25 protein-coding genes are annotated in these 26,051 nt (G+C 68.4%); 12 read left to right on the top strand and 13 right to left on the bottom strand.

The window, feature by feature from the left end; all coding sequences use genetic code 11:
- The first annotated feature begins 39 nt into the window (after positions 1-39).
- Entirely contained in the window at positions 40-663 is a 624-nt protein-coding gene (locus tag NY1_RS17640; RefSeq protein ID WP_067714060.1) for a TetR/AcrR family transcriptional regulator, read from the top strand.
- Between the two features lie 13 nt (positions 664-676).
- On the top strand, positions 677-2,281 hold the full coding sequence (locus tag NY1_RS17635) for an MDR family MFS transporter (protein WP_067714058.1): 1,605 nt from the start codon (positions 677-679) through the stop codon (positions 2,279-2,281).
- A 68-nt stretch (positions 2,282-2,349) separates the two neighbouring features.
- Here the strand turns inward: NY1_RS17635 and bla are convergent, their stop codons facing one another.
- Positions 2,350-3,288 carry a class A beta-lactamase gene (bla, locus tag NY1_RS17630; protein ID WP_067714055.1) on the bottom strand — a complete coding sequence of 313 codons (939 nt, stop codon included), beginning with the start codon at positions 3,286-3,288 and terminating at the stop codon, positions 2,350-2,352.
- Between the two features lie 165 nt (positions 3,289-3,453).
- Between bla and NY1_RS17625 the strand changes: the two genes are divergently transcribed.
- Positions 3,454-4,329: a LysR family transcriptional regulator gene (locus NY1_RS17625; protein ID WP_067714053.1), complete on the top strand. Its 876-nt coding sequence runs from the start codon at positions 3,454-3,456 to the stop codon at positions 4,327-4,329.
- Positions 4,326-5,285: a serine hydrolase gene (locus tag NY1_RS17620; RefSeq protein ID WP_084535059.1), complete on the top strand. Its 960-nt coding sequence runs from the start codon at positions 4,326-4,328 to the stop codon at positions 5,283-5,285. The genes NY1_RS17625 and NY1_RS17620 overlap by 4 nt, the downstream gene beginning before the upstream one ends.
- A gap of 13 nt (positions 5,286-5,298) precedes the next feature.
- Here the strand turns inward: NY1_RS17620 and NY1_RS17615 are convergent, their stop codons facing one another.
- Complete coding sequence (locus NY1_RS17615; protein ID WP_067714516.1) at positions 5,299-6,933, bottom strand: bifunctional metallophosphatase/5'-nucleotidase; 1,635 nt, start codon at positions 6,931-6,933, stop codon at positions 5,299-5,301.
- A 184-nt stretch (positions 6,934-7,117) separates the two neighbouring features.
- Here NY1_RS17615 and NY1_RS17610 point away from each other — a divergent pair, with 184 nt between their 5' ends.
- A complete protein-coding gene (locus NY1_RS17610) occupies positions 7,118-8,686 on the top strand; it encodes a hypothetical protein (protein ID WP_233434367.1) in 1,569 nt (522 codons plus the stop codon).
- On the opposite strand, the gene NY1_RS17605 is transcribed toward NY1_RS17610, so the two are convergent.
- Complete coding sequence (locus NY1_RS17605) at positions 8,641-10,053, bottom strand: ABC1 kinase family protein (protein ID WP_067714050.1); 1,413 nt, start codon at positions 10,051-10,053, stop codon at positions 8,641-8,643. The genes NY1_RS17610 and NY1_RS17605 overlap by 46 nt on opposite strands.
- Positions 10,054-10,154: 101 nt before the next feature.
- Here NY1_RS17605 and NY1_RS17600 point away from each other — a divergent pair, with 101 nt between their 5' ends.
- Entirely contained in the window at positions 10,155-10,802 is a 648-nt protein-coding gene (locus tag NY1_RS17600) for a TetR/AcrR family transcriptional regulator (protein ID WP_067714511.1), read from the top strand.
- Here NY1_RS17600 and NY1_RS17595 read toward each other — a convergent pair.
- Positions 10,799-11,965, bottom strand: a complete 1,167-nt coding sequence (locus NY1_RS17595) for an esterase/lipase family protein (RefSeq protein WP_067714046.1) — start codon at positions 11,963-11,965, stop codon at positions 10,799-10,801. The two genes, NY1_RS17600 and NY1_RS17595, sit on opposite strands and share 4 nt — an antisense overlap.
- A gap of 302 nt (positions 11,966-12,267) precedes the next feature.
- Here NY1_RS17595 and NY1_RS17590 point away from each other — a divergent pair, with 302 nt between their 5' ends.
- Positions 12,268-13,266: an FAS1-like dehydratase domain-containing protein gene (locus tag NY1_RS17590; RefSeq protein ID WP_067714043.1), complete on the top strand. Its 999-nt coding sequence runs from the start codon at positions 12,268-12,270 to the stop codon at positions 13,264-13,266.
- A gap of 13 nt (positions 13,267-13,279) precedes the next feature.
- On the opposite strand, the gene NY1_RS17585 is transcribed toward NY1_RS17590, so the two are convergent.
- Both NY1_RS17585 and NY1_RS17580 read right to left on the bottom strand, forming a co-directional pair.
- Complete coding sequence (locus NY1_RS17585; RefSeq protein ID WP_067714508.1) at positions 13,280-14,512, bottom strand: PucR family transcriptional regulator; 1,233 nt, start codon at positions 14,510-14,512, stop codon at positions 13,280-13,282.
- Between the two features lie 184 nt (positions 14,513-14,696).
- Positions 14,697-15,293 carry a TetR/AcrR family transcriptional regulator gene (locus NY1_RS17580; protein WP_067714042.1) on the bottom strand — a complete coding sequence of 199 codons (597 nt, stop codon included), beginning with the start codon at positions 15,291-15,293 and terminating at the stop codon, positions 14,697-14,699.
- A 61-nt stretch (positions 15,294-15,354) separates the two neighbouring features.
- On the opposite strand from NY1_RS17580, the gene NY1_RS17575 reads away from it, so the two are divergent.
- The 3 genes from NY1_RS17575 (at position 15,355) to NY1_RS17565 (ending at position 18,223) form a co-directional block, all read left to right on the top strand.
- Positions 15,355-16,713, top strand: coding sequence for a flavin monoamine oxidase family protein (locus tag NY1_RS17575; protein WP_067714041.1), 1,359 nt, complete (start codon positions 15,355-15,357; stop codon positions 16,711-16,713).
- Between the two features lie 241 nt (positions 16,714-16,954).
- Positions 16,955-17,575, top strand: coding sequence for a hypothetical protein (locus tag NY1_RS44590; RefSeq protein ID WP_233040826.1), 621 nt, complete (start codon positions 16,955-16,957; stop codon positions 17,573-17,575).
- 144 nt (positions 17,576-17,719) lie between these two features.
- Positions 17,720-18,223, top strand: a complete 504-nt coding sequence (locus tag NY1_RS17565; protein ID WP_067714038.1) for a MarR family winged helix-turn-helix transcriptional regulator — start codon at positions 17,720-17,722, stop codon at positions 18,221-18,223.
- Here NY1_RS17565 and NY1_RS17560 read toward each other — a convergent pair.
- A complete protein-coding gene (locus NY1_RS17560; protein WP_067714035.1) occupies positions 18,220-18,942 on the bottom strand; it encodes a S1 family peptidase in 723 nt (240 codons plus the stop codon). The genes NY1_RS17565 and NY1_RS17560 overlap by 4 nt on opposite strands.
- 250 nt (positions 18,943-19,192) lie before the next feature.
- Between NY1_RS17560 and NY1_RS17555 the strand changes: the two genes are divergently transcribed.
- A complete protein-coding gene (locus NY1_RS17555) occupies positions 19,193-19,726 on the top strand; it encodes a hypothetical protein (protein ID WP_067714031.1) in 534 nt (177 codons plus the stop codon).
- 64 nt (positions 19,727-19,790) lie between these two features.
- Positions 19,791-20,645, top strand: a complete 855-nt coding sequence (locus tag NY1_RS17550) for a MerR family transcriptional regulator (RefSeq protein WP_067714028.1) — start codon at positions 19,791-19,793, stop codon at positions 20,643-20,645.
- Between the two features lie 120 nt (positions 20,646-20,765).
- Here NY1_RS17550 and NY1_RS17545 read toward each other — a convergent pair whose 3' ends face one another.
- From NY1_RS17545 to NY1_RS17520, 6 genes are read right to left on the bottom strand one after another with little or no spacing between them, the layout of a single operon-like run.
- Positions 20,766-21,626, bottom strand: coding sequence for a MerR family transcriptional regulator (locus NY1_RS17545; protein WP_067714025.1), 861 nt, complete (start codon positions 21,624-21,626; stop codon positions 20,766-20,768).
- Positions 21,623-22,033, bottom strand: coding sequence for a hypothetical protein (locus tag NY1_RS17540; protein ID WP_067714022.1), 411 nt, complete (start codon positions 22,031-22,033; stop codon positions 21,623-21,625). The genes NY1_RS17545 and NY1_RS17540 overlap by 4 nt, the downstream gene beginning before the upstream one ends.
- A complete protein-coding gene (locus NY1_RS17535; RefSeq protein WP_067714020.1) occupies positions 22,030-23,370 on the bottom strand; it encodes an SAM-dependent methyltransferase in 1,341 nt (446 codons plus the stop codon). Before NY1_RS17535 ends, NY1_RS17540 begins: the two co-directional genes overlap by 4 nt.
- Entirely contained in the window at positions 23,367-24,089 is a 723-nt protein-coding gene (locus NY1_RS17530) for a DUF1365 domain-containing protein (protein WP_067714017.1), read from the bottom strand. The genes NY1_RS17535 and NY1_RS17530 overlap by 4 nt, the downstream gene beginning before the upstream one ends.
- Positions 24,086-25,420: an NAD(P)/FAD-dependent oxidoreductase gene (locus NY1_RS17525; protein ID WP_439956018.1), complete on the bottom strand. Its 1,335-nt coding sequence runs from the start codon at positions 25,418-25,420 to the stop codon at positions 24,086-24,088. The genes NY1_RS17530 and NY1_RS17525 overlap by 4 nt, the downstream gene beginning before the upstream one ends.
- Entirely contained in the window at positions 25,408-25,989 is a 582-nt protein-coding gene (locus NY1_RS17520; protein WP_067714015.1) for a lipocalin family protein, read from the bottom strand. Before NY1_RS17520 ends, NY1_RS17525 begins: the two co-directional genes overlap by 13 nt.
- Positions 25,990-26,051: the final 62 nt, after the last annotated feature.

The raw sequence follows: 26,051 nt of genomic DNA, 5'->3' as shown, positions 1-26,051 counted from the left end.
CAGTTTCTGAATTTTTGCAGTTTCTGCTACTTTTTTGGCATGACGGAGGCGGAGCGGGGCGAGCCGGAGCTCGGACTGCGGGAACGCAAGAAACGGCAGACCCGAATCGACCTGTGCATGGCGGCCCGGCGGCTCACCGTGGAGCGCGGACTGGATGCGACGACCACCGACGACATCGCGAAAGCGGTGGGGGTGTCGCCGCGGACGTTCTTCAACTACTACGACACCAAGCTGGACGCGGTGGTGGGGCCGGTCACCGAGATCGGGACGCCGGCCGCGCGCAGCGAGTTCGTGGCGGGCGGGCCGAGCGGGGTGCTCCTGGACGATGTGGTCTGGCTGTACGCCTCGGGGTACGAGCCGGATGACGAAGTGCGAGAGAGTATTTCGCTGGTCGCGGAGATTATTCAGACCGAGCCGCGGGTGCTCGCCGGGTTCATCGCGGCGGGGACGCGGCACGAGGCGGCGGTGGCGGAGTTGCTGAGCGCGCGGGCCGGTGCGGAGGTTTCGGCCGAATTCGCCGCGCTCACCGCCGCGCTCATGTCGACGCTGTCCACCCGGGGCGCCATGTCGCTGGCCGCTCATCCCGAACGCTCCGTCGCCGATGCGCTGCGCGCGCAATGCGAGCTGGCGCTCGAACTGTTCCACCGACCTGACAAGAGATGAAGGAGAAGCGCCGATGACCACGACGGCTACCGCGCCGCCGGCCCCGATCGTCCTGACCCAGAAGCGGATCTGGCTCATCTTCTCCGCGCTGATCGCGGGCATGTTCCTGGCCAGCCTCGATCAGACCATCGTCGGCACCGCCATGCCGACCATCGTGGGCGAGCTCGGCGGCGTCTCCAATATGGCCTGGACCGCCACCTCGTATCTGCTCGCCACCACCATCGTGATGCCCATCTACGGCAAGTTCGGCGACCTGTTCGGGCGGCGCTGGCTGTTCCTGTTCGCCATCGGCGTCTTCACCACCGCCTCGGTGGGCGCGGCGCTCTCCACCGGATTCTGGGAGTTCATCGCCTTCCGCGGCCTGCAGGGCGTGGGCGGCGGCGGTCTGATGATCCTGGCGCAGGCCATCATCGCCGATGTGGTGCCGGCCAAGGATCGCGGCAAGTACATGGCCCCGATGGGCGCCATCTTCGGCCTCACCTCGGTGGCCGGTCCGCTGCTGGGCGGCTTCTTCGCCGATCACACCGGCTGGCGCTGGTGCTTCTGGATCAATGTGCCGATCGGTATCGCGGCGCTGGTGATCGCGTTCAAGTACCTGAGCATTCCCTCGCACCGGCCCAAGACGAAGCCGGACTACCTGGGCGTGCTGCTGATGACGTCCGCGACCACACTGCTGATCCTGGTGACCGATTGGGGCGGTAAGCGTTACGCGTGGGATTCGTCGGTGATCCTGTCCATGATCGCGGCGCTGGTGGTCGTGGTGGCGGCGTTCATCGTGGTCGAATCGCGGGCCGAGGAGCCGATGCTGCCGCTGTGGCTGTTCCGCAATCGCACCTTCGTGCTCACCTCCGCCATCGGCCTGGTGGTCGGGCTGGTCATGTTCGCGGCGCTCGCATTCATCCCGACCTATCTCCAGATGGCCACCGGCGCTTCGGCTTCCGTCTCCGGCCTGCTGCTGATCCCGATGGTGGTCGGCATGATGGCGACCCTGATCACCTCGATGGCGGCCATCACCAAGACCGGCCGCTACCGGATCTATCCGCCGCTGGGCGCGCTGGTGATGGGGGCGGGGATGCTGTGGCTGACCCAGTTGAGCGCGGCCACTTCGATGTTCGTGGTGTCGGCCATGCTGTTCGTGATGGGCGCGGGCCTGGGCCTGATCATGCAGATCATCGTGCTGGTCGTGCAGAACTCGGTGACGCCCGATCAGATCGGCACCGCCACCAGCGCCAACAACTACTTCCGGGAGATGGGCGGCGCGATCGGCGTCGCGGTGTTCGGTTCCATCTTCACCAACCGGCTCACCGAGGGCCTCACCGATGCCTTCCGCGCCAACTGGCAGGAGGCTGCGGCTTCGGGGGTCGATCCGACCGCGCTGGTGCCGTCGGTGGTGAAGCATCTGCCCACGCAATTGCACGATGCGATCGTCGGCGCGTACGTCGATGCGCTGGTGCCGGGGTTCTGGTATCTGATTCCCGGTGTGGCGGTGGCGTTCCTGCTGGCGCTGTTCATTCCCCAGCTGAAGCTGTCGGATGAGGCGGGCATGGTCGCGCGTGGTGAGGCGGTGCTGGAGGAGGAGCTACCGAAGGCGGACGCCGAGAAGGCCGACGCGCACTGAGCGCCTGGAAAGGCCGCGAGTCCCCCGGGCTCGCGGCCTTTCGCCGTTTGGTGCGCGGCCGTCGCCGGCTATCCGGCCGCGGTGACGCCGAGCGATTCGACCGCGGTTCGCGCGGCGGCGGCGACCAGGGCATTGTCCGGTTCGGCCTGCTGCTCGGACTTGGTGGTGAGCACCGCGATGACGATCGGCGCACGGTTAGGCGGCCAGGCGACGGCGACATCGAGCGCCGAACCGTAGGCAGGGCTGCCGGTCTTGTTGCCGACGGTCCAGCCGGCGGGCAGCCCGGCACGGATGCGATTACCGCCGGTGGTGCTGGCGACCAGCCACGATTTCAGTTGTGCGCGTTCGGCTTCGGGGAGTTCGGTGCCGACGGTGAGCGCGCGGTAGTCGGCGGCGAGCACGCCGGGTGCGGTGGTGTCGCGTTCGTCGCCGGGGATGGCGGTATTGAGCTCGGTTTCCCAGCGGTCCAGCCGCGACGTCGCATCGCCGAGGGTGCGCAGGTAGGCGGTGAGACCGGCGGGGCCGTCCAGGAGTTTCAGCAGCTGATTCCCAGCGGTGTTGTCGGACAGGGTGATCGCGGCCTTGCACAGTTCGGCGACGGTCATGCCGGTGTCGACGTGCTTCTCGGTTTCGGGCGAGTAGTCCACCAGATCTGTTGCGGGATAATGGATCACCTGGTCGAAGTAGCCCGAGGACAGGGGATGCTTGTCCAGCAGCGCCCCGCAGGCCAGGCCCTTGAAGGTGGAGGCCATCGGGAAGCGTTCGCCCTCGCGGTAGCCGACGGTGCGGCCGTTCCCGGTGTCGATGGCGAAAACACCCAGCCGGGCAGCGTGTTTCGACTCCAGGTCGGCGAAAGCCGTGGTCGCGGTGGGGTTCGCCGAAGTGGTCGGGGTGGTGCTGCCGGAGTCGGTGCCGCATGCTGCGGTGACCGTGAGGGCGCAGGCCGTCAAAGCGGCGGCGAGGAACCGATGGCGGCGGGTCGGGTGGGGGCCGGTTGAGAACGTCACCGCCGCAGCACACCATCGGCAACGCGGAGATCGCCAATATCGGACCGTCGCGGGGGCGAGTCGATCTGGATATCGTCGCAGTTCACACCCGGTGCCGACCCGTTCATACCGGCCTCGCGCACCCGAGCGGGCAGGCTACTGCGGCGATGCTGGTTCAATGACCTCATGGACCTGATCCGCCATCTCCGCTATTTCGTCTCCGTGGCGGACGAGGGACATTTCGGCCGGGCCGCCGGCGCCCTGCACATGACCCAGCCGCCGCTGTCGCAGGGAATCCAAAGGCTGGAAAAGCATTTGGGGGTCGAGCTGCTGCATCGCACCCGGCAGGGCGCGGTGCTCACCGCCGCCGGGGTGCGCCTGCTCCCCCGTGCCCGACTGCTGGTCGATGACGCGCAGCAGCTGCTGGCCGAAGCCCAGCGGCTGGCGCAGGCGCGCGGCGCCGTGCACTGGGGTGCGGTGAGCGGGTTGTCCGATGCCCTGGTCACCGCGGGTGTGAGCGCGCTGCGGACCGCGATCGGGCCGGGCGCGACGGTGTCCACCACCATGGGTTCGACCGTGGATCTGGTCGGCGAGGTGCGGGCGGGACTGTGCGATCTGGCGGTGATCGAACATCCCGCGCTGGTCGACGGGGTGGAGGCGGGTCCGGTGACCAAGCTGCCGCGCTGGCTGGTCGTGCCCGCGGATCATCCGAGCGCTGCCGCCGAACGGCCCACGTTTCCCCTGCTGACCGGACTGGCGTTCGCGCATTCCCCGCGTGCGGCCAATCCGCCCGCCTTCGACACGCTCGTCGATCTGTTCCGGGAACGCGGTGTGGATCCGCGCGTCACACCGATCGCCGATGATCGATCGATGTTCGCCGCCGTGGCCTCGGGCGCGGCGTTCGGGCTCACCACCACGCCGCCCGCGACGACTCCGGGCGTCACCTGGCTCCGGCTGGCTCCGCAGGCGATCGCGCTGCGCGTCCGGGTCGTTCGCCGTCCGGGTGCCGAAGCGCACGCCGAGGCGCTCGAAGCCCGGCTGTACCGGGAGCGGCTCCGATGAACACCGATGCCCGCCGCCGCACCGCCTCGGATCGCATCGATCCCGGTTCAAGCGACGCCATTTCCGCTGCGGCGCAACATATCAGCGCCGTCTTCGCCGACGCCGGCTGCACCGGATGGCTGCACGCCCGCCGCTGCGACGACTCCCCCGCCGAGATCAGCGTCGACGGGCACGCCCGCGTGGTCACCGCCTCGGTCTACAAACTCGCGCTGTTCCTGGCGTTCTGCCGTGATATCGACAGCGGGCGGCTGGACCCCACCACCCGGCTCACCGTGGACCCCACCACTTGCACCCCCGGGCCGACCGGGCTGGCCGCGCTGCGCGATCCCGTCACCTTGAGCCTGCGTGATCTGGCCGCCTCCATGATGACGGTCTCCGACAGCGCGGCCGCCGATATCCTGCTCGGCGAGATCGGGCTGCCCGCCATCGATTCCCTGCTCACCGGCCTCGGCCTCACCGAAACCCGGGTGATCGGCGGCACCGCCGACATGCACCGCACGCTGGTCCGCGACACCGACACCCACGCGACCGCGGAAGCCTTCGCCGCGCTCGCCGACAATGACGAAGCCTGGACTATTTCCGCCTACGATCCGGCCTACACCAGCGCGACCACACCGGAGGAGATGACCAGGCTGCTGCACGCGCTGTGGACCGGTTCGGCACTGTCTCCCGAGCGCACCGAGTTCGCGAAATCGGTGATGCGGCAGCAGGTTTGGCAGCATCGCATCGCCGCCGGTTTCCCGCACAGCAACGTGTCGGTGGCGGGCAAGACCGGCACCATCGGCATCATTCGCAACGAGGTCGCGGTGGTGGAGTTTCCCGGCGAATTCCCGGTCGCCGTAGCGGTTTTCACCCGGGCGGCGCGTGCCGACCCGATCCTCCCGGCGGTGGACGCCGCCATCGCCGAAGTCGCCCGCATCGCGGTCACGGCCCTGCGCCGCCCGCTGCCGGAGTGAACGGCGCTGTGTGTCAGCGGCGTTCGACCCGGCCCGCCGGTGCGTCGACGGTGCCGCGGGCGGCCAGGTAGGACTGTAGGGCGTCCAGGTCGAGCGGGCCGGGGGTGACGTTCTTGCCCTGGGTGAAGACGCTGAATCCGTCACCGCCGGTGGACAGGAAGTTATTGGTCGCGATCCGGTATTCGGCGGCGGGATCCAGTGCGGCCCCGCCGATCCGGACGCTGCCGGCGATCACCTTCTGCCCCTTCGGGGCGGCGGCGGAATAGGCGTAGGTGATGCCCGCGGGCGCGAGCACCGCGGTCTTGCTGACGTTATCCCATTGCTGTTCCAGCAGTTTCAGGATCTGGTCGCCGGTGAGGGTGAGCGCGACGATCGTATTGCCGAACGGCTGGGCGGTGTAGAGCTGCTGATAGGTGATCGCGCCCGCGCCCACACCCGCGCGCACCCCGCCCGGGTTCATGAACGCCGCCACCACCGGCCCGAAGGAGTTCACCGCGAGCATGGAATCGGCGATGACATCACCCATCGGGGAGTCTCCGGCGGGAGTGGCCTCGCCGGGCAGCGCCGCGGCAGCGTTGCCGACCACCCGTTCCGCGAGCGGCTTCGCCTGTGCCGCATAGAAATCCACCAGTTGCGTCGCGGCTGTATCCGCCGCGATATCACGGGTGACGAGGCGGTTCACGGCCGAGGCGTCCACGCTGCCGTCGTGGAAGCGCAGCGTCACATCGGTGATGATCCGCCCGAACGAGGCCGCCTGGGTGACCACCTTGCCGTCGATCGTGCAGTTGTAGGCCTGATGGCTGTGCGCGGTCAGGATCACCTTGACCGCGTCGTCGACCTGCTCGGCCAGTGCGGTCACATTCGGTGTGATATCGGCACACCCGTTGTAGTCGACCGGCCCGCCCTGGGTGCGCTGCGCGCCACCGTCATGGACCATGACGACCACGGCCTCCGCCCCAGCCGACTTCGCCTCGGGCACATACTTGTTGACGGCATCCGCCTCGGCCCCGAACGTGTAGCCCCGAATCCCCTCGGGCAGCACGATATTCCCGGTATCCGGTGTGACCGTCCCGATCGCGGCGATCTTGTGCCCGCCCACGGTCAGCATCGTCCACGCCTTCAACCCCAGCGGCAGCTGCCCGTTGCTATCGGTGACATTGGCGGCCAAATAGGGAAAGGCCGCCCCCGTGAACGATTCACCCGGCGTGCACCCGTCCGAAGCACACCCACCCTGCTGCAACCGCCGCAATTCCGCCACCCCATGGTCGAATTCGTGATTCCCCACCGAAGACGCCGCCACCCCCACCGAATTCAGGAACCGGATCGTCGGCTCGTCATGAAACAACGCCGACACCAGCGGACTGGCCCCCACCATGTCCCCCGCCGCCAGCACCGCACTGTCCGGATGCTCCGCCTTCAACTTCGCCAGATGCGCGGCGAGATAGCCCGCGCCACCGGCAGTCTCGGTGCCGACCTTGCCGTTGGACCCCTCGGGCGGCTGCAAATGCCCGTGCAGATCGTTCAGCCCGAACAAATGCACCTCGGAGGCCCGCGGCGCGCCCGATGTAGCACTGCTCCCGCACCCGGCGACCAACAGCGCAGACACCAGCGCCGCACCCGCCCCGAGCATCCGTCCACCACTCACCATGAACGTCAACTCTGGCAGACCCGGCTGACCGGCGAATCACACGCAGATGAATTCTCGCGCGGCACCACCGGTAAATCGCTGCCCGGGGTGCGTCTTTCGGGACGCTTCCTGGGTTACGGTGCTGTTCGAAATGCCCACGTTGCGATCGAATTTGCTGCGTTTGCCAGAGGGAGAGACGTTTTCGGTGACTTGGTACTCGGTGTGGCGGTCGGCCGCCGTGATCGGCGCGGTGATGGCGATCCAGGGTGGCGGTGTGGTGGCGAACGCGGATCCGGGCGCGGGGACGCGGCCGCTGGGCTGTGTGCCCGCCATCAGCACGTTGCAGGTACTGCCACCCCTGCCGGGGCTGCTGCTGCCACTGCCGAGTATCAAGGGCGTTTCGGAGTTCAATGAGCTGCCGGCCGCGCCCGCGCAGGTGAGTTTCCCGGCGAGTATCGAATTGCGCGACAACACGCAGGGGTTCAACGATTTCGCCGAGGTGGTGCTGCGCGATGGGGTGTTGTACGCGCGGCCACGGTCATCCGGTGGGGTGTGGCGGCAGGTGCCTACGCCCGAATGCTTGAACGGGCAGATCGCCGCGGTGTCGGTGGACGGGAACATGCTGGTCGCGGCGGATCGCAATGGCTGGGTGTATTCGATGGACAATTTGCTGTCGGGGCCGCTGCTGTGGAATTGGACCTATTCCTATGGTGGGCCGATCTGGTTGTGGCCGGGTGAGCAGGTGCCGGGGATCGGGGATGGGCCGATCGCTTCGAGCCGGTGGGCGATCAGTCATCGGATGTCGAAGAGTTTCGAGGATGCGAAGGGGTATACGCATCCGACTACGGCCGGGCTGGTCGAATTGGTGGCGTTGTCGCAGGACGGGTCTCGGATCACCTATCAGGATCCGTGGCTGCCGGCCGATTTGAGCTATGAGATCGGCGGGCCGATGGGTGGGCGGTTCGTGTCCGAGGCATTGTCGGTATCGGGTTCGGTGACGTTCGTGATGAATCGCTACGGGGACATGTTCACGCGCAAATACGACTTGGATATGGCGGGGTCCAACCACATTCCGGGCCGCTACACCTGGCAGGACCAGGGGCCGTTGCCGTCGGCTCCGGATCAGCTGACCGAACGGGTGAATCCGGCCTACGCCGCCATCTCGCTGCCCGCCGAGGACTGGCAGCGGCAGCCCAAGATCCCCGGCGAAATCACCTCGCGCATCTCGATTCATGTCTCCGGCGATACCGCGGAGAATCGGGAACTGCGGGTCGAAGGCCGCCGGGACGGCCGAACGGGATACTGGCACAAGGATCTTCGCGCCACGAACTGGGAATTCACCGCCGACGACCAACCGCTCACCGGCGCCCCCATCGCGAACTCGGCGAACGACCGATCCACGCAGACGCTGGTGGCCCCGACCGGCATGACCTTCCAAGGCGCGCTACCGGCCGGCTGGAACCTCCGATTCGACGACTTCGACTGGGCCCAAACCAAACACCCCGCCACCCTCACCGCACCATCCGGCCGCGCCTACGCCATCGAGCTCTACACCACCGACGGCCTGCGACTACTCCCGCGCGCGGCCGGACTGGACGACAATCCCCGTGAACTCGAAGGTGCACTGGATGTGCGCGCAGCCGACGCCGATCCGGAGCTCCTCGACTTCGTCAATACCCAGCTAGCCGGAAAACCGGTCTACGAAGTCACCGTCCAAGCCACCCGATCTCAGCTGGTCGTCGCCGCCTTGGGCGCCACTTTGCCGCGCGCCTGAGTGCCGGCCTCCCATTCCGCTGTCGCACAGCCGATTTCGGTCACCGGTGGTTCGTGGTAGAGCCATTCGCGGGCCAGGTGATGCCAGTTGGCGGTGGTGTGGAGTTGGCCGAGGGTGGCGAAGGTGAGGAGGTCGGCGCGGCGGGAGAAGACGTGTTCGGGTGGGAGGAGTTGGCTGCGGAGGCCGCGGAATTCGGTGGTGCGGGGGTCTACGGCCATGATGACGGCGGCGGTGGCCAGTTCGGGTGTGATGGTGAGGGGTTCGTCGAGGAAATGCCAGCCCGTTGCGGCCCAGACGTAGTCGAGGCAGTCCTGGGGGGTGACGTCGGCGACGGGGTCGAGGATGCCGCGGGCAGCCCAGTGCCGGTGCAGGTCGTCGGCGCGGAGTTCGCAGGCGGTGCGCAGTCCGGTGCGTTCGAATTCGACGTCGGCGGGGGCCATGTGGTTGTAGAGGCCGAAGTCGACGAAAGCCACTCGGCCGTCGGCGGCGAGCAGGATATTGCCGGGGTGCGGGTCGCCGCAGAATTCGTAATGGGTGAACAGCGGGGTGATGTAGAAGCGGTAGATGATCTCGCCGATACGGTCGCGGTCGGCGGCGGGCAGGGAGCGGATGTCGTCGAAGGGGCGGCCGTCGACGTAGTCGGTGACCAGTACGTGCGGTGCGCAGTGTTCGAGCACGCTGCCGGGCACGGTGAGGAACGGGTGGCCGCGATAGCGCGCCGCTATCCGGTGCTGGGTGGCGGCCTCCCCGAGATAGTCGAGCTCGCCGCCGATATTGCGGGAGATCTCCGCCAGCACGGAATGGTCACCGGCACTGGGCAGGAACGCGCGCAGCAGTCCGCTCAGCATCTCCAGATTCCGCATATCGGCGTGCACGGCCGCGTCCACGCCCGGATACTTCACCTTGACCGCGACCATCCGGCCGTCCCGCAATCGCGCCCGATACACCTGGCCGATGGAGGCCGCCGCCACCGGCATCTCGTCGAAATCGGCGAAAACCCGTGCCAGCGGCCCCAGATCGGCTTCGATCACCCGCCGCATATCCGCGAACTCCACCGCCGGCGCCCGATCGCGGAGCTCAGCGAGCTTCTCGCGGAACATGGCGCGATGCTCCTCGGGCACCAGATCCAGATCCAGCACGGACAGCATCTGCCCGAGCTTCATGGCCGCGCCCTTCATGCTCCCCAGCACCGCCACCAGCTGTTGCGCCGCCTGCATGGCCGACCGCTGGGCGAGCCGGCGCCGCGCCTCCTCGGTGCGCCCGATCATGGCCAGGCGGGCCCCGGCCCCGCGCACCGCCTGCCCGGCGGCCAAGCGGCCCAATCGCGCGCCGCGCACCACGCGGCCCTCGGGAACTCGCCCCGCCATGGGCACCTCCTGCGATCTTGTCGCGCAACAAGATACCGCACACGTGACGCCCGTCACGGCTAAAATGAGCATCGCTCATTTCTCACGGCAAGGAGGCTGTGGTGCCGTCGAAATCCGTCCGCCCGCGTCGCCGCCCCATTCAGGATCGGTCGAAAGCGACCCGGGAACACATCCTCGACACCGCCGCCCGCCTGTTCGGGGAGCGCGGCATTGCCGGCACCTCCACCAATCGGATCGCCGCCGAAGCCGAGGTCAGCATCGGCACCCTGTACCGGTACTTCTCCGATCGCGGCGTCATCGTCGACGAACTGCTGGGCCGCATGCTCGCGAACATGGAACGTGACTTCACGCATTGGGTTTCGGGCCTGTCCCGGTACTCCGGGACCGCGTCGATGCCCCCGACCCGGCAGATCATCATCGAACTGCTGGAGGTGTTCACCACCGAACTCGTCGCCAACGCGAAACTGGTGCGGGCGCTGGTGGCGGGCGTGCAGTTCTACAGCAGCGGCCTGCCCGAGTTCGAACCGCGGCTGCGGCTGCTGGTGAAGGTGCTGCTCATCCAGATGCTGGGCCCCGGCAACGATCACCGCTACGACGTGATGACCTTCGTGCTGGTCAATACCGGGTTCGCGAGCGTGCTGCGGGCCTCGGCGCTCGAGGTCGGCAGCCAGGAACGGCAGGAAGCCATCGAGACGACCGCCCAGATGATCAGCGCCTGGATCGAGGCCGAGGCCCGCGCGGCGAACTAGAGCGAACCGCCGCCGCCCACCAGCCAGGGATTGAAATTGCATTGCAGCTGCGAGTATTTCACCGGATCGAGGGCCCGCAGCGCGATGGACAGCGCCCGCGGCGAATACATCATGGTGAGGTGGTCGGAGACGTCCTGTTCGCACCCGTCCTGCAGCAGGATGTTGGTCACGTGCGCGCCCGGGCCCGCTTTCAGGAAGGTCAGGTCGACCGGATTGGTGACCTCGTCGTAGCGGGTGCCGACAATCGTGTAGTCGATGCCGGGGACGGTGTCGCCCTTGGCATTGAGCTCGTTGACGAAATCCGAGCCGATGGTCTGCTGAATGCCCGCGTGCCCCACGAAGATCTCGACCAGCCCGAGCACGTCGATGCCGAGATTGTTGATGGCCCGCCCGAGCGCGCCGATCCCGTCGAGCGAGGTGCCGTGATTGGTGGCCCCGAAGGTGATCATGTTGTGCACCTTGGCCGCCCCGCCCTCGAACTTGGTGTACCAGCCCGACATGGGCCCGCCCTGCGAGTGCGCCACGATATCGACCTGGGTGGAGCCGGTGGCGGCGAGCACGCGATCCACGAAGGCGGACAACTGTTTCGCCGAATCCTGGATGTACCCGGTGCCCATGGTGCCGGGCAGGATCGATCCCAGGCCGCCGCCCTGGATCAGGTCCGAGCGCCCGTAGTTGAGGGTGAAGGTGCAGAACCCGGCGTCCTTGATGGGCTGGCCCATATAGGCGAAACCGTTGTAGGCGTTCATCCAGGTGCCGTGCACCAGCACCACCGGGCGCGGATGTTCGGCGGTCGGCTTGCAGTTCCAGTCGTTCGCGCCGGGCGGTGTGGCATCCGGGTTCGCCAGGCCGTAGCCGAAGGCCGCCACCCACGAGGTCATGACCGGTCCGTAACCCTTGGTGTCGGTGGCGCGGCCGCCCGAGGAACCGGAGCTGGAACCGGAACCGCCGTAGCAGTCGCCCGAACCATTGCCGGATCCGGCGCCGCTGCCGGAGGTGCAGGCCGAACCGGTGCCGGCGGCGATGTATTCGGCCAATTGCTGTTCGGTAGGAGCGGATCCGGGCGCCGCGTCCGCGCCGACGCCGACGCAGCCGAACGCCAGCAGGGACGCCCCGGCCAGGACGGCGGCCCGTACCGCCGCGCGGCGGGTACTTCTTCTCATTGCGTGATTCCTTTCGCTGGTGCGAATCCGCGCTCACGCTAGGCCGGGCGCGACGGCGGAATCGGCGCCGATATCGATCTCTGGAGGACCTCACCAACGGCCGCGGCGCGCTCGGTGAAACGTGACAACTCGAAGTCCAGGAACACGATTCACAAATCCCGGCCCCGGATCACGGTGAAATATCCAGAGATCGCGCCCATTTCGCCGCACTCGCCGCCGGCTGTTGAATTATCGATTTCAGGCGCCGCTGCTGGACCGCCCCCGTCGTCCCAGCGGCGCCGTAGCTTTCGAGAGGAATCACCATGGTCAATGGAATCCTGGGCGCGGATCAGGCGCAGGCGCTGATCGGTCACCGCTATCGATGCGCGCGGCCGTTCCGGGTGGAGCGCGCGGGCATTCGTGAATTCGCCCGCGCGGTGCAGGCATTCCATCCGGCGCATTGGGAGGAGGCGGCCGCGGCCCGGCTGGGGTACGACGCGGTGATCGCGCCGCCGACCTTCGCGGCGCTGGTGTGGCAGCGGGCGCGGCGCGAGATTCTGGACCGGCTGATCACCGGGTACCGGGTGGATCGGGTGGTGCATGTGGACCAGACCCTCGATATCGGGCGGCCGCTGCTCGCCGGTGACGAGCTGACCTGCGATATCTCCTTCGAATCGTTCCGGCAGTTCCGGACTTTCGATGTCATCACCGTGACCGGGGTGCTCAGTGATCGGCACGGGACGCCGGTGCAGACGGTGTCCACGGCGCTGCTGGCCAGTACCGGGGCGCCGCCGGTGAACGCACCGGTCGGTCCCGCCGGGCCCGGGCTGCCGGCCGGAGTGGTGCGCCGCCTTCGGCGACCGTATCCGCGGCCGGAGGTGAACCCGCTGGTCGAAGGGGCCGAACTACCCCTGGCACGGGCCACCGTGAGCACCCGGGACCTCACCGATTACGCCCGCGTCGTGGGTGATTCGCTGTCCGAGGGCCGGCCCGGCCGGGATCATCCCGGCGATCGGCCCACCCTGATCGCGCCGGGCATGCTGATCCTGGCGCTGGCCGCCGGTTACGTCACCTCCTGGACCCAGGATCCGGCCGCGGTCACCAAGTACCGGGCCGAATTCGCCCACCAGGTGCACTATCTGGCGGTGCCGCACAGCACGGCGGCCGAAATCGAGTTCCGGGGGCGCATTCTCGCCTGCGATCGGGCCGCGCGGACCGCGACCGTCGCCGTCGACGCCCGGTCGCAGGGCCGCAAATTGTTCGGCTATGCCAGCGCCGAAGTCGCTTTCGCACCGCTTCCGCAGCCGGCCGAATCAAGGTGAGTATTCCCGTATTTCAGGCCGGATCGCGGCGTTCGCTGAAGGTGCGGGCGATGAGCGCCGAACGCAGCTGCCACAATCCGGTAATTACCGTCGGATCGAATCCGGTGAGCTGGCCGATCTTCTTCAGCCGGTAGTCCACGGTATTGGTGTGGATATGCATGAGCCGTGCGGTCCGCTGCCGGTTCAGGTTATTGCCGATATGGGTTTGCAGGGTCTGCAACAGCTCCGGATGCCCGTCGAGCGGTTCCAGTAGCGCGCCCAGCGTTTCCCGCCCCGGACCCGGCCGGGTGAGCTGGTATTCCAGGGCCATATCCGCGAATCGGTACAGTCCGGCAACGCATTCCAGCCGCTGCACCATATCCAGGAGTTCGTGGGCGCGATCGGCCGCATCCGGCACGGCGTCCGGCGGCGCGATCACCACCGCGGCCGTGATCGGCACCCGAGCCGCCTCCGACAGCCGCGCCAGCAGCGCGTCCAGTTCGCCATCGGCCACCACGGCGGTCGGCACCAGCATGGTGCCGCCGTCCACGCTCAGCAGCGCCAGCGCGGATTCGCCGCAGCGGGTGGCCAATTCGGCCTGCACCCGCCGTAGCTTCCGGCGCGCCACCACCTTCCCGTCCAGCCGTGGATGCCGTTCGTCCGGATGCTCCGGGATAGCCATCGCCAGCACGGCGTATTCGGCGGCGATATCGATTCCGCACTCGCGCGCCATGGTGGAGGTCGAATGTCCGCCCAGCAGCGCCGAAGTAAGCGTGTGCACGGCGGTGTGATGCTCCCCCACCACCGCCTTGAACTCGCGCACATAGGCGCGCGCGACGGTGGCATTGATCGTGTCCAGCAGCGTCACCACGAGTTTCGCGCCGCCGATGAGACTGTCGTAGTCCCGCATGGTCGCATCCGACACCACCCGGTCCAGGCCGATCTTGAACCCCTCGTGAATCGAATGCAGCACGGTGTCGATGGGCACGCCCTCACGCGCCCAGCCCGCCGCCGCCTCGGCCAGCCGCCCCGTCTTCTCCGGCAGGTCCCGCCCGTCCAGCATGCCCACGGCCAGTTCCAGGCAGACCCGGGTGACCGCCGTGACGTCCCCGGAGATCACATCGCCGGGCAGGGTCCCGCACGGGATGACCTTGTCGACGAAATGCCCCACCAGCTGCCGGGACAATCCCCGCACATCCTGCAGCGGCGTGGACATCGGCCTGCCGGAGACGGTCAGGCCGACTCGCAGTGCTCCGTCGGTCGTCATCGTCGACTCCTTCCGATTCATCGCACCAATCGGTGGAGTACGAACTCTAAGTTGGTCGTTCACTCACCTTCTACTCGCTTCCGGCCATTCCCCGCCTGCGCCCGGGTGCGGCCCGTTTACCTGGGAATATCGGCGCGCGGACCGTCGGCAGGCGAGTACGCGGCGAGCAGTACGAGAGATCGACTCACTTTTGCTCGACGGCCAATCCGCCGAGGAGGTCGTGCACGAGACTTTCGGCTCGGGCGCGGGTCTGTTCCGGATCGTCGTTCTCGGTGATGAGCAGGGCGAGTTCGGTGAGTGCGCCGTAGAACGCGCCCGCGACGAGTTCGGCGGGGTGGGGTCGAATCAGGCGCGCCTGCAACAGGTTTCGTACCGCTTCGACGATCAGGCCGCCGAGGTGACGCTGGTCGAGTTCACGCCAGCGCTGCCAGCCCAGGCCGATCGGGCCCTGCAGCAGGACGATATGGCGGTAGTCGGGTTCGGCGCAGACGTCCAGGAACTCGGCCACGCCGCGGTCGACGCGTTCGAAAGGTGCGGAGACCGAGTCGATGGCGGCGCGGATGCGTTGCGCCGCACGGTTCTCCAGGTCGTCCACGACCGCGTCGAACAGTCCGCGCTTGCCCTCGAAGTGGTGGTAGAGCGCGCCCCGGGTCAGGCCGGCGGCCCGGACCAGTTCTTCGGCGGACAGGTCCGCGTAATCGCGTTCGGCGAACAGGCGGGCTGCCGTCTCCAGCAGCGCCTGCCTGGTGTTCTCCGCGTACTTTCCGCGAAAGGATTCCATACAGAATGAATATCACATACAGTCTGTATGTCAGATACACGCTGTATGAAGGTTGGGTTCCATGGAACGAACGGTGGACGTCGTGGTCGTCGGTGCGGGGATCGCGGGGCTCGTCGCCGCGCGTGATCTGGTGCGGAACGGAGCCGAGGTGCTCGTTCTCGAAGCGCGGGACCGGGTGGGCGGGCGGCTGTTGAATGAGGAGTTGCCCGGCGGCGCGGCCATCGAGGTGGGCGGGCAGTGGGTCGGGCCGGGACAGGATCGGATTCTCGATCTGATCGATGAGCTCGGGCTGAAGACGTTTCCCACTTATGACGAGGGCCGCCATATCGCCGAAATCGGCGGCGGGCGTTCGGAATACGTCGGGCGTATTCCGAAACTGAACCCCTTGGCGCTGGCCGATATCGCGCAGTTGCAATGGCGATTGGATCGCCTGGCCCGTCAGGTTCCGGTGGACGCGCCGTGGCAGGCAGCGCGAGCAACGGAATGGGATTCACAGACCGTCGCCACCTGGCTGCAACGCGCCGGGCGCACCACCGGCGGGCGCGGATTCCTGCGAGTGATCACCGAAGCCGTCTTCTCCGCCGAGCCGGAAGACCTTTCCCTGCTGTGGGCCGCCTTCTACATCAATGCCGCGGGCGGGATCGACGCGCTCATCAACACCACCGGCGGCGCGCAGCAGGATCGCATCGCCGGCGGTTCCCAGACCATCGCGCTACGCCTGGCCGAAGACCTGGGGGATCGCGTCGTCCCGAACGCGCCCGTCACCGAAATCGACTGGGACCCAGCGGGTGTGCGCGTCACCGCCGGATCCACCACCGTTCGCGCCCGCCGTGCCGTCATCGCCGTCCCACCGCCCCTGGCGGCACGCATCCACTACACGCCCGGCCTGCCCGGCGACCGCGACCAGCTCGTCCAGCGCATGCCCATGGGCCGGGTCATCAAATTCAATGTCGTCTACGACGAACCCTTCTGGCGCCGAACCGGTTTCAGCGGCCAGGCCAACAGCGACAAACGCGCCCTCGGCACCGTCTTCGACAACACCCTCCCCGACCACTCCCCCGGCGTCCTGGTCGGCTTCTTCGAAGGCCGCCACGCCGACCTGGGCGCACGCCTGAGCTCCGCCGACCGCCGCGCCCAGGTGATCGAAGACCTCACCGGTTACTTCGGCCCCCAGGCCCGCAACCCCGTCGCCTTCATCGAACGCGATTGGGCCGAAGAGGAATACAGCCGCGGCTGCTACGGCGCCTTCACCGCTCCCGGCACCCTCACCCGCTTCGGGCCCGCCCTGCGCGCCCCGATCGGCCCGCTGCACTGGGCGGGCACCGAGACCGCCACCCGCTGGGCCGGTTACATGGACGGCGCGGCCGAATCGGGTCATCGCGTCGCCCGTGAGATCGCGGTGAATTTGCATTTTCAATGACGGAATCGAGTACGCGCGATTCCATCCATTCAACGGAAGGTCTTTGCGTAATTAACTTTCCAGGCTGAATATTTAATTGCGGATAAATACATACCGAACTGCCCGGTAGCAGGCATGATGACCTGCGTCTTTCTTTTCGATTTCAGCCCACGGCCAGATGTGAACAGGTTACATTTTAGACCCCTCGCGGTGCGGCACGGCATTACGGGTCGCACCGTTGCTTCACATATTGGAGATAGTTATGCGATCGATCGCTTCCGGGCTGGTACGTGTCGGTGTCGTCGCCCCGATGGCCCTTGCCACCGTATTCGCGCTGGCCGCTCCCGCGAATGCCGCGGGCGTCAGCATGAACTGGAGTTGCCAGGGCACCATCTTCGGCATCGGCCAGACCTCGAGCATGAGCACCTCGGTGGACGGGACCGCGCCCAGTTCGGCGGCCGCCGGCTCCGCGGTGGCCATCACCCTCACGCCGGGCGCGTCCTCGGTGCCCAGTTCGGCTTCCGGGTTCACGGTACAGAACATCAGCAATCTGAAGATGACCTGGCCCGCGCCGACCAATTCGACGGTGGTGTCCGCCAGCGTTTCCGGCGGCACCGTGGCCGGGACCGTGAGCACGGCGGGCGGGAACATCACGCTCACCGTGCCGGGTCCGATCGCCGGCGGCAGCAGCTTCACGCCGCCCGCGGTCACCATCAATGTCACGGCCGGTGCGGCGGGCACGCCCATCACCACCAAGTACGCGGGCACCAGCTACGCCAGCCCGGGCATGACCATGACGACCAAGGTGGCGTTCGTGGGCAATGTGGCGACCGCCTGCTACCCGAATCCGTCCCCGACCCTGACCACCACCAACGTCGTCTAGCACCGGCGCACAAAACGATCCCGGACTGGGCCGTTGCCGCCGGCCCAGTCCGGGATCGTGGGTGCAGACTATCCTATCGCCCACGCATCGCAGGCGAGATCCATTGCGAGGTTTCATGTTTCAAGCGTTCGAGGTTGGGAGCCCATGCGTCCGATGTCAACCGAACCCGATCGGATCGCCGTCGAACTCAAACGAGCCTTGGAGTTCTACCACGGCACCCTCGAAGATCTCGCCCGCGAAATCATCCGGTTACTGGGAGTGAACGAAACCGACAGGCGCGCACTGGAAATCGTGCTGCTCGGCGACGACCAGTCCACCACGCCCGGCACGCTCGCCGAACGGCTGAACCTCACGCCCGCGGGCGCCACCATCCTGCTCAACCGGCTGGAGAAACAGGGCTACATCACCCGCGCCCTGCATCCCACCGACCGCCGCCGCGTCATCGTCGTCGCCACCGACCTGGCCGCCCGCCGCGTTCACGAACTCATCTCGGCCCTGGTCGACGAGGGCTACAAGATGATGCTCAACTGGTACGACCCCGCCGAGCTCGAACTCATCGCGACCTTTCTCAATCGCGCGGGCGAACTCCAGCGCATCCACCGCGAGCGGCTGCGCGATATCGAGCCCTATCCGCGGCGCGGGATCTAGGCGGGCCGGAAGCCCGCGCCGATGCCGTTGCGCGCGTTGATTTCTCCGAGCACCACGTTGATATCGGTGGCCATATCGGGTTCGTGGACCGGGTTGACGGGGTTGGTGCAGGAGGGCAGGCCGGCGGTGACGCTGCCGAGGATGTACGGGTCGCCGGAGACGATCATGCCGACCAGGCGGTCGCCCACCAGGACCGGGGAGCCGGAGTCGCCGTAGTCGGCGCAGACGTGGCTGGAGAAGCCGCCGCTCAGGTTCTCCCAGACCGGGCCGCAGGAGAAACCGGTGGTGCGGCCGTTCTTGCAGACCGTTTGCAGGACGCCCGGGCGGGCGCCGACACCGGCGATGACGGCGGGGCCGACGGCGCGGACGAGATTCACCTTGGCCGGGTCGAATTCGATGACCGCCCAGTCCCAGTAGTAGTCGGTGTCGGCGATGCGGCCGACCTCGCCCGCGCCCAAGGCGGTCTCGGCGCGGATGCGGTCGCCGGGGTCGCCGCAGTGCCCGGCGGTGATGCCGACCGGGCGGCCCGCGCGGTCGTAGCCGACGGCGGTCAGGGTGCACAGCCACAGGCCGGCCGGATCGTCCTCGCCGATCGCGATGCCGGAGCCGCCGCCGAGGACGACGCCGCCGCGCGCCCGGACCTGGCCGGTACCGGCGATTGTCAGTACCGCCACCAGTGCGCCGATCACACCGATGACACTCAGGACACGACCGCGCATCGTGCACCTCCGCGTCCCCCGCAGCCTCGACGCCCTCCCTGGCGATCATTGGGCAACACCAGCTATCAGTGAAGCACTCTCATTGCCGACACAGTCGGAAACCGCGCAAATCGCCCATCCACAAGGCGGTTCATCAGTAATCGAAGCGACCGAAGACTCACTTCATCCGAAATGGATGATGGCTCGACTTACCGAAAAGGAGAGCATTCACAGGAATTGGCAACTATTCAGACAACTCATCGGCGGATCGTTGACCTCACCCACCCGCATCCTGCACGGCCCGCTCTTCCCCCGTCGCACCCCACTGGATCGAGCGAACGCGGCCAGTCGCATCAGCGCCTACGTCTACGGCAACATCCTCATCCTCGCCGCCCTGATTCCGGTGACCACCACCGCGGAACACGTCGGCATCCTCATCGTCCTGGGCGCCGCGGTCTCGACCTTCATCGCCCACACCTTCGCCGAAGCCGTCGGACACTCCGTGCGCGACAACCGAACCCCCGATCGCCGGGACCGCCTCACCACCCTCCGCGACGCCGTCCCCATCCTCACCTCCGCCCTCCTCCCCTGCGCCATCCTCGCCTCCGCCGCATTCGGCTGGCTCACCCCGCGCACCGCCCAGATCGCCGCCGAAGCCGTCATGCTGGTCCGCATCGGCGGCATCGTCCTCGTCATCGAACGCCTCGAGGGCACCCGTCCCGGCCGCTCCACCCTCATCGCGGCCCTGCTGCTGACCGCCGCCGCCACCTCGGTCGTCCTCGTCAAGATCGTCCTCACGCATTGACGCCCGCGACGCGCCCCGTGCGGGTGACGCCGGACTTCGAAAGCGAAACAGGCACAATCAGGTCATGTCCTCCCGTTCGACGCCCGCTCCGGATCAGGCCGGCTACTCGGTCCGCACCGTGGCCGAGCGGCTCGGCATTCCGACGGCGACGCTGCGCAGCTGGAATCGGCGGTACGGGATCGGGCCCCGGCAGGATCGGCCGGGGCGGCATCGGCTCTACAGCGAGGCCGATGTGATGGTGCTGGAGCGGATGACCGAGCTGATTCGGGCGGGATCGACGCCGGCGGGGGCGGCGGTGGCGGCTCGGGGGCCGGCCTTGTCGTTCGGGGATCGGGATGCGTTGCTGGCGGCGGCGTTCACGCTCGATACCGCGGTGGTGTGCGAGCTGCTGGAGAAGCATCTGCACACCTACGGGGTGGTGGAGACGTGGGATCGGCTGTGCCGCCCGGCTTTCGCCGAGGTGGTGGCGCGGCAGCTCGACGGCGAGGGGTGCGTCGATGTCGAGCATCTGTTGTCGTGGTGCATCACCGCGGTGCTGCATCGCGGGGTGCCGCCGGTGGCGAGCAGCGGCGCCCTGGTGCTGGCCTGCACCAGCGGGGAAACCCATTCGCTGCCGCTGGAGGTGTTGCGGGCGGCGCTGGCCGAGCGCGGGGTGGGAGCGCGCATGCTCGGGCCGAATGTGCCCGGCGACGCCCTCGCCGACACTCTGGCCCGTATCCCGGCTCCGGCGACCGTCATGCTGTGGTCACAGCAGGAATCGACCGCGCTGACCTCGGCGATCCGCGCGTGCCTGGATGCCGGTGCCCGGGTGTTCGTGGGCGGTCCGGGCTGGGACAGTCTGATTCTGCCCGCGGCGGTGGTGCCGATTGCCTCGCTCACCGACGCGATCGAACAGCTCGCCGGAGCCGACGCGGAGTAGCGGCGGCCGTCCGGAGCCGACGCGGGGTAGCGGCGACCGTCCGGACACAACAAGAATGCGGGCCCGGCAAGCTCCGGGTGCGGCGACTGCTCGTGCGCAGCAACGGGTTCGGGCGAGCAGTCATGCAGGGCCCGTCAGCGCGGTTACCGCCTCCTCCAGGGAGCTGAGCAACTGCCGCCCGGAGGCGACGTGTGAGTGGTTCCAGCCGGGGCCGGCGAGCCAGACGGGGCCGGGGCCGGCGGCGGTGGCGGCCTCCGGGTGCGCCGTGGCGGGGGTTTGTGACCACAGCACCACCCCGGCGTGGGCACCGCGGCGCGAAAGCGATTGCGCGAGAGCGGTGGCGGGGACATCTGCGCCGAGTAGCAGTGCGGCGCGGCCTTGTTCGGCGAGCGCGGCACGCAGGACCTCCAGGGGCAGGACGTGACGTTCGCCGGGAGCGCAGGCGAGTACGAGCCCGCGGGCGCCCGCGGGTTCGGCCAGGCGGGGGACGCAGCGGTGCAGGCTGGTGGTCAATGCCCAGGACAGGAGGTGTTCGACGTCGATATAGCCCTCGCCGGCGTCCTGGCGAGTGACTATGTGTGCGAAGGCCGGACGGCACAGGGTGTTCCAGGTAGCGGTGACGCCGTGGTGGGTGAGGTGGGCGGAGAGCAGGTCGAGCAGCCTGGTCACGTCCATGCGTTCGGTGGCCGCGAGCACGGGTCCGAGCGCGCCGGGTTCCGGTGCGGGAGTGAGCAGTACGCGAGCCGCCTGCGCCGCGCTGGCGGGGGTGGCGCCGGCGCGGACCAGGTCGACCATCCGGGCCAGGACGGCCAGATCGGCGAGCGTGTAGTAGCGGTGGCGGCCCGGGAGGTGTTGCTGGGGCCCGAGACCGTAGCGCTGATTCCAGCTGCGCAGGGTGGCGACCGGGATGCCCAGCCGCCGCGCGGCGGTGCCGACGGTGAATTCCGTGACGGTGTCCGGTCCCCGTTCCGCGGCCGTCATGGTCGCCGAACACCCGCCGCCGCACGGCCTCCCCCATAGGATCCGCCCTGATACTCGTACACCGCGGCCGCCGCGGACAGCAGGCCCCAGATCGTGGTGACAGCAAGGGCTTTCGGGCGTTCGGCGCGGCCCGCGAGGGCGTGGGCGAACACCGCGGTGTCGGCGGCATCGGAGGCGATGCGCACGGCGACCGCGGCAGTACGCGCCCTGCGGTTGCGGGCCACGGCCAGCGCCAGGCCGGAGGCGAGATCGCGGAGCGCGACCATGCGGGCGAGCGCCCGGAGCTCCGGCTCGGCGCCGATGCCCAATCCCGCCGGGCGTAGCAGGATTTCGGGCCGGACGGCGACCGCCGCACCGTACGCGGCGGTCGCGACGCCCAGTGCGCGCAACGGAACGGAGGGATTCATCGCGTCACCGCCGTCCCGGTGCGCTCGGGGCGGCTGTCCCGGTGATGCAGGACCAGTTGCAGCGCATCGAGATATCCCGCCCGGAATCCGGCCTCGGAATAGGTGAGATACAGCCGCCACATGCGCCGGAAGATCTCGTCGAAACCGAGGGCGCCGACTTCCCGTTCGGCGGAAGCGAAGCGCTCTTCCCACAGGCGCAGCGTGTGCGCGTAATGGTGGCCGAGCGACAGCCGGTCGGCGATCTCGAGCCCGGTGTGCCGGGAAAGCAGTTGCCGCAGCAGCGTTTCCGATGGCAGGAAGCCGCCCGGGAAGATGTACTTCTGCACCCAGGTGTGGGTGTTGCGGCTGGCACGCATCCGGTCGTGCGGCATGGTGATGGCCTGTAGCGCGATCCGCCCGCCCGGTGCGAGCACTCGTTCGAGGGTGGTGAGGTAGCTCGGCAGGTAGCTGTAGCCGACGGCTTCGATCATCTCCACCGAGACGACCGCGTCGTATCGCCCCTCGACATCGCGATAGTCGAGCAGATCGATGGTCACCCGATCGGCGACGCCCGCCGCGGCCACGCGCTCGCGGGCCAGCCGCTGCTGCTGCGCGGAGAGCGTGATGGAGCGGACGGTCGCTCCGCGCTGGGCCGCCCGGATGGCGAGTTCGCCCCAGCCGGTGCCGATTTCGAGCACGGTGCTGCCCTGGCCGACCGCCGCGCCGTCGAGCAGGCGATCGACCTTGTTGCGCTGGGCTCGCGCCAGATCGTCCCAGACCGGCGCCGGTTCGAGCCGGTCGAACAGGGCGGCGGAGTAGGTCATGGTTTCGTCCAGGAACAGCGCGAAGAAGTCGTTGGACAGGTCGTAGTGATAGGCCGCGTTGCCGCGCGCACCATCCGGAGTGGCGCGGGTCCGGCGCGGCTGGCCAGGTAGCAGTAGCGACCGGAAGACTTGCAGCGGAACGGGAATCAACCGGCCGAGATCGGTGGCCAGCACGGTGAGCGCGGCGGCCGGGTCCGGGGCGGACCATTCGCCGAGCATGTAGGACTCGCCGAAGCCGATGAGGCCGCTGACGGCGATCCGGGCCGCGAACGCGTCCGGGTCGTGCAACACCATGTGCGGAGCCGCCGGATCATGGACGCCGCCACCGATCCAGCTGCCGCCGGGCAACTCGACGCGGAGCGGAAGCCGTTGCACCGCACGCTCGAACAGCGCCATGACCACGGGGCGGCCGACAGCGGCGCGCACACCACGCGGTACGGGCCATTGCGCTGACTGCCGGTCGGGCGGGGTGGGCGGCGCGGGATCGGCCGTGGCGCGGGGCGCGGTATCGGCCGCGCACGAAATGGTGGTCATGACAGAGCCTCCTGGGACAGGGACCGGGTGCGGGGGAAGATCGGCAGGCCGCGAGCGCGCAAACGGACGCCCTGCCAGCGGATGAGGGCGGCGATCCGCCAGGTCTCGAGCGGGTGCGCGCACAGGACGCGGAGCAGGGTGCGCGCTTGCGCGGGGTGCACCTGCCCGTGGACGGTGGCGGCGAATCGGGTGACGCCGTCCGGTTCCTCGAGTACGATCGCCAGCCGCAGCCGGGTATCGGGCACGGGCAGGCGCAACCGGTAACGACCGGCGACCGGATTGAACGGCGATACGTAGAACTCTTTGCCGACCACGGCATTCGCGTCCGGTACCAGGTAGCGATGCCTGCCGCCGTAGGTGTTGTGCACCTCCGCGACCACGCAGCGCAGCGCGCCGGTGCCGTCGTGACACCAGTACACGGTGAGCGGGTTGAACACATAGCCCAGCACCCGGGCATTGGTGAGCATCAGGATGCGGCCGCCATCCAGTTCGATGCCCTCGCCCGCGAGGTAGGTGGTGATGTTCTCACGCAGGGTCGCATCGGGGTCGCCGAGATGATCCCGGACCTGGAATCCGGCGAACAAGCGCAGCGGCCATGGGAGAGCAGGCAGTTCGTCGATATCCACCAGCCAGCTGTAACTGCGGTAGGCGAAGGCGTGCCGCAGCGGTTCGCGGCGACCGTGACGAATCACGGTGCGCACCAGGCGAGCCCGGGTCACGGCACTTCCTGGGCGGACGGCAGCGAGATGGTCGGCCGGGTGCTCCACTGGCCGCCGATGCGTTCGGCGGCGCGCAATCCCGACAGCGCCCCGTCCTCGTGGAAGCCCCAGCCGTGATACGCACCGGCGAAAGCGACGATGTGGTCGCCGATTTCGGGGAGCCGCCGCCGGGCCGCCATCGATTCGGGCGTGTACTGCGGGTGCTCGTAGGTCATGGTGGCCAGCACCGCGTCCGGTGCGACCTGATCGCCGTCGCCGACGGTGACCAGGAACCGGCGGCCGACGGCGGGCAGCCTTTGCAGCCGGGTCAGGTCGTAGCTGACCAGCACCCGATCCGGGGCGGCGGTGCAATGCGGGAGCCGGTAGTTCCACGACGCCCGCGCACCGGTACGCCGGGGCAGTACCGAGTCGTCCGTGTGCAGGACGGTTCGGTTCGTCGAATACGGCAGTGCGGCAAGCAGTTCGGATTCGGCGGCGGTCGGGGCATCCAGCATGCGCAGCGCCTGGGCGGGGTGGGTGGCGATTACGGCGGCGTCGAAGAAGTCCACGTGATCGGCGTCGTCGCGGACGGCCACCGTGCGGGCGGCGCGATGCACCGTCCGCACCGGCACCCCGGACCGCACCTCACGCACCCCCGCCGCGACGGTCCGCACATAGGTCCCGGAGCCGCCGGACACCGTGCGCCAGGACGGCGACCCGAACACGGTGAGCATGCCGTGATGCTCGAGGAAGGTGAACAGGTAGCGGGCCGGGTAGCGCAGTGCGAGTTCGGGCGGGCACGACCACACCGCGGCCACCACCGGCACCATGAAGTGGGCGGTGAAGTAGGCGGAAAACGCCCCGGCACTGAGGAATTCACCCAGGGTGCGGTGCTCGTCGCCGGGTGCGGCGAGTTCGGCGCGGGCCAGGCGATGGAAACGGATGATCTCGCCGAGCATGCGCAGATACGGGCCGCGGGTGAGCGTGCGCGGCTCCGGGAACAATCCCCGCGCGCCTTTCGCCCCGGCGTATTCGAGGCCGCAGCCATCACACCGGATCGACATCGACATATCGGATTCCTGGGTGCGGACACCCAATTCACCGAACAGGCGCAGCAGCGTCGGATAGGTGCGGTCGTTGTGCACGATGAACCCGGAGTCCAGCCCCAGCAGCTCCCCCGTGCCGTCGGCGTGCGCGGGCACGCAGTGCGTGTGCGCATGCCCGCCGAGCCGCGAATCCGCTTCGTAGAGCACCACTTCGCAATCGCGGGCCAACACCCAGGCGGCGGTCAGCCCGGCCACTCCGCTGCCGATCACCGCGACCCGGCGGCGTTCTCCGGTCAACGCGCGCACAGCGGCTCGATCCCCTCGAAGCCGCCGGTGACCGGGGAGGTGAGCAGCAGACAGGAGTCGACGCCGGCCGCGTCCAGCCCGGACCGGATGGCGGCCCATTGCGCGGTATCGGGATCCGGGGTGCGCGAGAGCACGAATCCGGCCGTGCGCTCGGGGTTCACGACGACCGCCCACCCGTAGCCCGGGTCGAGGGCGGTGACGATGTAGTTGGTGGCGGGCGCGGTTTCGCCTCGGAAGGACACGCCCAGTTGGGCATTGGTTTCGGGATCGTTGACCCGGGCGGTGCCGGTGAGTTCGTCGCGGGCGCCCAGCCAGGTGGTGCACGAGTTACGCACGGTCAATCCCGTGGGCGCGGGCTCGTAGACGGCACGGGTGTCGCGGGCGCACAGCAGGTTGAACGGTTGCGGGATCGCGGCCAGTTGCAGCCAGGTGCCCAGATAGCGCTGGGTGTCCAGGTTCGGCACCGGGGCCGGCGGCGCGGCGGCGGCGGTGCCGCCGGCCGCGAAGGAGAGCGCGGCGGCCGCGATGACGGCCGTCCCGATGCGGGCAAGGGATGAGGGGGTGGTCATGGTGTCCTCCGCCGGTTCGGCGATCCGGTGGGCTGTCCGGGTCGCGACTACGACGCTATCAT

Source organism: Nocardia yamanashiensis NBRC 100130, assembly GCF_001613325.1.
Taxonomy (GTDB): Bacteria; Actinomycetota; Actinomycetes; order Mycobacteriales; family Mycobacteriaceae; genus Nocardia; species Nocardia yamanashiensis.
This window is presented reverse-complemented; position numbering and strand designations above follow the sequence as displayed.